Source organism: Phytobacter sp. V69, assembly GCF_965644215.1.
Classification (GTDB): domain Bacteria; phylum Pseudomonadota; class Gammaproteobacteria; order Enterobacterales; family Enterobacteriaceae; genus Phytobacter.
The window spans coordinates 1-350 of the sequence record NZ_CBFFRL010000553.1 but is presented as its reverse complement, the minus strand read 5'-3'; the positions used below and the strand labels follow the sequence as shown (position 1 = coordinate 350).

Below are 350 nucleotides of genomic sequence, written 5' to 3'. Positions count from 1 at the left end.
CCTTATCCGGGCTACCACACCCACTGTAGCCCCGGTAAGCGCAGCGTCACCGGGGAAAATCCCGGATGCGGCTACACCTTATCCGGGCTACCACACCCACTGTAGCCCCGGTAAGCGCAGCGCCACCGGGGAAAATCCCGGATGCGGCTACACCTTATCCGGGCTACCACACCCACTGTAGCCCCGGTAAGCGCAGCGCCACCGGGGAAAATCCCGGATGCGGCTACACCTTATCCGGGCTACCACACCCACTGTAGCCCCGGTAAGCGCAGCGCCACCGGGGAAAATCCCGGATGCGGCTACGCCTTATCCGGGCTACCACACCCACTGTAGCCCCGGTAAGCGCAGCG

The 350-nt window shown here is 64.6% G+C and carries 1 protein-coding gene; it reads left to right on the top strand.

Annotated elements, in window-relative coordinates:
- Window positions 1–181, top strand: a 181-nt coding sequence (locus ACSZPU_RS26425; protein WP_499004583.1) for a hypothetical protein, incomplete at its 5' end; no start/stop codon positions are given.
- Window positions 182–350: the final 169 nt, after the last annotated feature.